Below are 6469 nucleotides of genomic sequence, written 5' to 3'. Positions count from 1 at the left end.
CCGGAGACCTCGATGATCGGCGCGTCCCCGAAGTGCTTGCTGAAGCGCTCCGGGTCGATCGTCGCCGAGGTGATGACGACCTTGAGGTCGGGGCGGCGGGGCAGCAGCTGCGCGAGGTAGCCGAGCAGGAAGTCGATGTTGAGGCTGCGCTCGTGGGCCTCGTCGATGATCAGGGTGTCGTAGCGGCGCAGCAGCCGGTCCTGCTGGATCTCGGCGAGCAGGATGCCGTCGGTCATGAGCTTGACCAGGGTGTTCTCGCTGGCGTGGCTGGTGAAGCGCACCTGGTAGCCCACGACGTCGCTGTCCTGCGTGCCCAGCTCCTCGGCGACCCGCTCGGCGACCGTGCGCGCGGCGATCCGCCGGGGCTGGGTGTGCCCGATGGTCCCGGTCACGCCGCGGCCGAGCTCGAGCGCGATCTTGGGCAGCTGCGTGGTCTTGCCCGAGCCGGTCTCGCCGGCCACGACGACGACCTGGTGGCTCTCCAGCGCGGCCTTGATGTCGTCGACGCGCTCGGCGATGGGCAGCTGCGCCGGGTACGACACGGCGGGCACCGAGGCGCGACGGCGCGCGAGCCGCTGCTCGGCCTTCTCGACGTCGGCCGCGATCCGCTCCAGCGTCCCGGCCCGCTTCCCCTCGTCGGGGATCCGGCGGGTGCCGTCGAGCCGGCGGGCGAGCCGGTGCGCGTCGGCGCCACCGAGGGCGCGGACGCGGGTCGTCAGCTCGTGGGTGTCGATGGTGGGGGTGGTCAAGAGCGTCCCAGGACTCGGAGCGGGAGGGCCGGTACCCATTGTCCTCTCTCGCGCCGGGTCCCGACGAACCAGCGGATCCCCAGCGGGCTCACAGCCGACGACACCGTGGACGGCCCTATCGTGACCGCAACCGTGCGGAACCGGTCGTGGATCCGCTGATCGCGGGTAGCCCCGGGGCGAGCACTCCACCACCGGAAGGATCCGAATGACCCACTCGACCGGCACCATGCCCGCCGCGCGCACGTCCGACACCCTGCTGACGGCGGTGCGGGTCCTGGCGGTGCTGACCGTGGTGAACCTGGCGTGGCAGTTCGTCACGGCCGGACAGCTCTTTCCGCGGGGCGGCCCGGAGGAGCTGCACTCGGCCGGGGCGATCGTCCTGCACGTCCTCTCGGGACTGACCGCGATCGCGGCGCTGGCCTACTGGCGGCTGCGCGGTGCACCGCTGTGGCCGGGCGTCCTGGCCGCCGTGGTGTTCGTGCTCTCGTTCGTGCAGGCCTACTACGGCGGGCGCTCGACGCTCTACATCCACGTCCCCGGCGCCATGATCCTCACGGTGGGCGCGGTCTGGGTGGCCGTCTGGGCGTTCACGCCCGGCGCGAAGGCCCTCACCGACGCTTCGCGCTGATCACGCCGGTGTTGAAGCCGGCGAGGTGGAGCCCGCCGTGGAAGCGGGCGTGCTCGACCTTGAGGCAGCGGTCCATGACGACGGTCAGCCCGGCGGCCTCCCCGCGGCGGGCGAGGTCCTCGTCGTAGAGCCCGAACTGCGTCCAGTAGGTCGACGCCCCGACCGCGATCGCGTCGTCGAGGACGTTGCCGAGGTCCTCGGGACGGCGGAAGACGTCGACGAGGTCGGGGACGACCGGCAGGTCGCCCAGCGAGGGCCAGACCGGCTTCCCGAGGATCTCCTCGGCGTGCGGGTTGACGAAGTAGACGTCGTAGTCGGTGCTCGAGAGCAGGTAGGTGGCGACGAAGTTCGACGCCCGCGCCGGGTTGGCCGAGGCCCCCACCATCGCGACCGTCCTCGTGCGCCGCAGGATCTCCTGGCGCTGCAGGGCGCCGGGGTTCGACCAGGTCCGGTCGTCGGTGGTCGTCATCAGGCGTCCTTCGTCGCGGCGGTGAGGGCCTGGTCGAGGTCCCAGAGGATGTCCTCCACGTCCTCGATGCCCACGCTGATCCGGATGAGGTCGGGGCGCACGCCGCCCTCGCGCAGCTGGTCCTCGGAGAGCTGCTGGTGGGTCGTCGACGCCGGGTGCAGCACGAGGGTGCGGGCGTCGCCGATGTTGGCGAGATGGCTGCACAGCTGCACCGACTCGATGAACCGCCGGCCCGCATCACGTCCGGACTCTCCCCCGTCGCTCCGCTCGCCCCGGCCGCGCACCCCGAACGCGAACACCGAGCCGGGCCCCTCGGGCAGGTAGCGCTGCGCGCGGGCGTGGTGCGGGTGGTCGGGGAGCCCGGCGTAGCGCACCCAGTCCACGCGATCGTCGGCGTCGAGCCACTCCGCGACGCGGCGTGCATTCGCGACGTGCGCGCGCATCCGCTGCGGCAGCGTCTCCACCCCCTGCAGCAGCAGGAACGCCGAATGCGGGGAGAGCGTGGCGCCGATGTCGCGCAGCTGCTCGGAGCGCAGCTTGGTGAGGAAGCCGTACTCCTGGAAGTTCCCCCACCACGTGAGGTTGCCGTACGAGGGGATCGGCTCGGTCATCTGCGGGAAGCGGCCGTTGCCCCAGGGGAAGCGGCCGGACTCGCAGACCACGCCGCCGAGCGTCGTGCCGTGACCGCCGAGGAACTTCGTCGCCGAGTGGATGACGATGTCGGCGCCGTGCTCCATCGGCCGGCACAGGTAGGGCGAGGCCGTCGTGGCGTCGATGATCAGCGGGATGCCCGCGTCGTGCGCGACGTCGGCGAGCGCGGCCACGTCGGTGACCTCGCCGGAGGGGTTGGTGACCATTTCGGCGAACACGAACCGCGTCTTCTCGGTGATCGCGGCGCGGAAGGCCTCGGCGTCGTCACCCGCGACGAAGGTGGTGTCGACGCCGAAGCGGCGCAGGGTCACGTCGAGCTGGGTGACGGTGCCGCCGTAGAGGCTCGCGGCGCTGACCACGTGGTCCCCGGCGCCGGCGAGACAGGCGAAGGTGAGGAACTCCGCGGCCTGGCCGGAGCTCGTGGCGACCGCGCCGAGGGCGCCCTCGAGGCTGGCGACCCGCTCCTCGAAGGCCGCGACCGTCGGGTTGGCCATGCGGCTGTAGATGTTGCCGTACTTCTGCAGCGCGAAGAGGTTCGCGGCGTCGGCGGTGTCGGTGAAGACGAAGCTCGTGGACTGGTAGATCGGGACGGCTCGGGCGCCGGTGGCGCTGTCAGGGACGGCGCCGGCGTGCACGGCACGCGTCGCGAAGCCCCACGGGCGGTCTTCTCGTGCCTGGCTGCCGGACTCCACGCCGCCGTTCTACACGGGTGCGGACCCGCCGTCAGGCCGGGCGACGTGGCTTACCGCCCGGCACCGACGACTACTCCGCCGCTTCCTGGCTGCGCTTCTCGTCGGTCTCCGTCGGCTCGGACAGGATCTCGTCGTGCGCGGCCACGATCAGGCTGCGGACGGTGTCGTCTCTCGGCTCGGTCATGGCCGGGGCATACCCGCTGCGCGGCGATCCGGACCACCCGTGATCCGTCACATACCGTGCATCTTCGCGATGACCTGCAGCATCACCTCGTCGGCGCCGCCGCCGATCGAGGTGATCCGCATGTCGCGGAGGAACCGCGCGGTCCACGTCTCCTCCATGTAGCCGATCCCGCCGTGGTACTGCAGGCACGTGCGGGCCACGTCCTCGCACAGCCGCCCGACGGCGAGCTTCGCGATCGTCGCGAACCGCGACGTGTCCTCCCCGCGCACGTAGGCCTCGGCGCACGCGTAGTTGTAGTGGCGGCACAGGTCGACGCGGGCGTAGAGCTCGGCGAGCTGGTAGCTCAGGTACTGGTTGGCGACCAGCGGCCCGCCGAACGCGGTGCGCTGCCCCAGGTAGTCCCGCGTGCGGTCGAGGGCCCGCTCGCAGGCGGCGACGCGGCCGTAGCAGGCCACCATCCGCTCGTTCTGGAACTGCGCCATCTGCTGCTGGAAGCCGCGGCCGATCGTGCCGATGGTGTTCGACACGGGGACGCGGGCCCCGGTGAAGGCGAGCTCGGCGGTGTCCGAGCAGCGGTTGCCGAGCTTGTCGAGCTTCCGCGAGACGCTGACGCCGGGCGTCGAGGTGGGGACGACGATCTGGCTCATGCCGCGTGCCCCGCCCTCCTCGGAGGTCCGCGCGAGCAGGCACAGCCAGTCGGCCTGCACCCCGTTGGTGATGTAGAGCTTCGCGCCGTCGATCACCCAGTCGTCGCCGTCGCGGGTCGCGCGGGTGCGCAGGCCCGCGACGTCGGAGCCGGCGTCCGGCTCGGTGACCGCGATCGCGGTGACCATCTCGCCGCGGATCGCCGGGGCGAGGTAGCGCTCCTTGAGCTCGTGGCTGCCGAAGCGGGCCAACGACGGCGTCGCCATGTCGGTCTGGACGGCGATCGCCATGCCGACCCCGGCCGCGTCGCACCGGCCGAGCTCCTCGGCGAGCACGACCGAGAACAGGTGGTCCGCGCCGCCGCCGCCGTAGGCCGGGTCGTACTCCAGCCCCAGGTAGCCCAGGGCACCCATCTGCGCGAACAGTTCGTGGGTGGGCATCTGCCCGTCCCGCTCCCACGCGTCGACGTGGGGGTCGATCTCGCGCTCGACGAACCCGCGGACCGACTTCCGGAACGCCTCGTGCTCCTCGGTGAACGCCACCATCACTGGTCTCCCGTCGTGTCCTGCAGGTACCGGCGCGCCTGGTCCCAGCGGTCGAGGTCGGCGCCCGTCGGCGCGTAGAGCGGGATGCGCTGCGCGATCCCGCCGAAGCGCCGCGCCAGCGCCGGGCCCACGTCGTCGGGCTCGGCGACGACGGCGATCGCGTGGAGCACCTCGTCGTCGACCGCCCGGCCCATCGCGTCCCAGTCGCCCTGCTTGGAGAGGCGGTTGAGCTCGGTCGCGAGCTCGCCCCAGCCGTGCAGCTCGAGGACCGGCGCGTAGGCGGGCGTCGAGCCGTAGAACGCGACCTGGCGGCGCACGTCGCGCACCGAGGCGGCGAACTCCTCCTCGGTGGTGCCGGTGGCGATGAGCGCGGTCCCCGAGATCTCGAACCCGTCGCCGTCGCGCCCGGCCGTCTCGAAGCCGCGGCGCAGTGCCGGGAGCGTCACCTCGTGCAGGTAGCGCTCGGTGGTGAAGGCGTGGGCGAGGAAGCCGTCGGCCACCTCGCCCGCGACCTCGGTCATCCGCGGCCCGACGCCGGCGAGGTGGATCGGCGGCGTGCCGTACGGGTTCGGCGGCGGGGAGAAGAACGGCGTCATCAGGGTGTGCGTGTAGAACTCGCCGGTGAAGCGCAGCGGCTCGCCGTCGTTCCAGGTCGCCCAGATCGCGCGGACGGCCTGGACGTACTCCCGCATCCGGTCGGCCGGCCGCGACCACGGCATCGAGAACCGCCGCGTCACGTGCGGCTTGATCTGGGTGCCCAGCCCGAGGACGTAGCGCCCGCCCGAGACCGCGTGCAGGTCGTTGGCGGTCGTGGCCGCGGTCATCGGGGTGCGGGCGAACGCGACGGTGATCGCGGTGCCCAGCGTGATCGTCTCGGTGCGGGTGGCGGCGAGGGTCAGCCCGACGGTCGGATCGTGCGCGGTCTCGGCGAACCAGACCGCGTCGTAGCCGCGTTCCTGCGCGTCGACCGCGGTCGCGACGAAGTCCTCGGCGGAACCGGTCACCAGCGTGGCGTCGACCTTCATTCACAGCTCCTCGGGGGACGTCGACGCTCCGAGCGTCACGAGTGTCGCGTGGGCCTCGACGTACTGCCCGACCTCGACGTGCACGGTCTCGACGATCCCGTCCGCCGCCGCGAGGGCGGGGTGCTCCATCTTCATCGCCTCGAGCACGACGAGGCGCTGGCCGGCGGTGACGGCGTCGCCGGCCCGCACGAGGACCTCGACGACGGTGCCCGGCACCTCGGAGACCGGGCCGCCCGCGACGAGGGCGGCGTCGCTGTCCGGCAGCCGCGGCCGGGTGCGCCAGGCGGTGCTGCGCTCGCCGTCGTCGACGAACGTCCGGTCGCCGTGGCGGGCGACGTGGCAGGCGCGCTCGACGCCGTCGTCGACGACCCGGACGGCGTCGGGCGTGAGGTCGCGCAGCGCGACCGGGCGGCCGTCGAGGTCGATCGTGGTGTCGCCGCGGGCCGCGTGGAGGCGGTAGGTGACGACGTGCTCGCCGTCGGGACCCTCGAGCTCGGCCCGGGCCGGCGGGGTGCCGCGCAGCAGGCGGAATCCGGGCGGAGCGTGCGGGTCGTCGCCGCGGCGGGCGGCGGCCGCGGTCGCGAGGAGCGCCGCGAGGTGGGCGCGCGGGGGTGGCTCGGGTCGACGGAGGTCGGGGTGGCGGTCGAGGAAGTCGGTGCGGGTGGCGCCGGCAGTGAAATCGGGATGCAGGAGGGTCCGTACGAGCAGGTCGCGGTTGGTCGTGACGCCGTGGATCCGGGCGCGGGCGAGGCCGGCGGCGAGGCGGCGGGCGGCGGCCCGGCGGGTGTCGGCGCGGGCGACGACCTTGGCGATCATCGGGTCGGAGAACGCGGACACCGTGCCGGCGGCGCCGACGGCGTCCTCCCAGCGCAGATCGGTGT

At 72.9% G+C, this 6469-nt stretch carries 7 protein-coding genes; 1 reads left to right on the top strand and 6 read right to left on the bottom strand.

Annotated elements, in window-relative coordinates; translation table 11 throughout:
* On the bottom strand, positions 1-788 hold a 788-nt coding region (locus AC0CYZ_RS20230; protein ID WP_472218584.1), incomplete at its 3' end, for a DEAD/DEAH box helicase.
* Positions 789-954: 166 nt separating this feature from the next.
* Here AC0CYZ_RS20230 and AC0CYZ_RS20225 point away from each other — a divergent pair.
* On the top strand, positions 955-1377 hold the full coding sequence (locus AC0CYZ_RS20225; RefSeq protein ID WP_472218582.1) for a hypothetical protein: 423 nt from the start codon (positions 955-957) through the stop codon (positions 1375-1377).
* Here AC0CYZ_RS20225 and AC0CYZ_RS20220 read toward each other — a convergent pair.
* From AC0CYZ_RS20220 to AC0CYZ_RS20200, 5 genes are all read right to left on the bottom strand, one after another.
* On the bottom strand, positions 1358-1846 hold the full coding sequence (locus AC0CYZ_RS20220; protein ID WP_472218580.1) for a CoA-binding protein: 489 nt from the start codon (positions 1844-1846) through the stop codon (positions 1358-1360). The two genes, AC0CYZ_RS20225 and AC0CYZ_RS20220, sit on opposite strands and share 20 nt — an antisense overlap.
* On the bottom strand, positions 1846-3189 hold the full coding sequence (locus AC0CYZ_RS20215; RefSeq protein ID WP_472218578.1) for an O-acetylhomoserine aminocarboxypropyltransferase/cysteine synthase family protein: 1344 nt from the start codon (positions 3187-3189) through the stop codon (positions 1846-1848). Before AC0CYZ_RS20215 ends, AC0CYZ_RS20220 begins: the two co-directional genes overlap by 1 nt.
* Before the next feature lie 231 nt (positions 3190-3420).
* A complete protein-coding gene (locus AC0CYZ_RS20210; RefSeq protein WP_472218576.1) occupies positions 3421-4563 on the bottom strand; it encodes an acyl-CoA dehydrogenase family protein in 1143 nt (380 codons plus the stop codon).
* Complete coding sequence (locus AC0CYZ_RS20205; protein WP_472218574.1) at positions 4563-5588, bottom strand: TIGR03617 family F420-dependent LLM class oxidoreductase; 1026 nt, start codon at positions 5586-5588, stop codon at positions 4563-4565. The genes AC0CYZ_RS20210 and AC0CYZ_RS20205 overlap by 1 nt, the downstream gene beginning before the upstream one ends.
* Positions 5589-6469: biotin/lipoyl-containing protein (locus AC0CYZ_RS20200; protein WP_472218572.1), on the bottom strand; the 881-nt coding region annotated here is incomplete at its 5' end.

The organism is Actinomycetospora sp. (genome assembly GCF_055612215.1).
The sequence above is the reverse complement of the archived record's forward strand: the minus strand, read 5'-3'. Positions and strand labels throughout refer to the sequence as shown.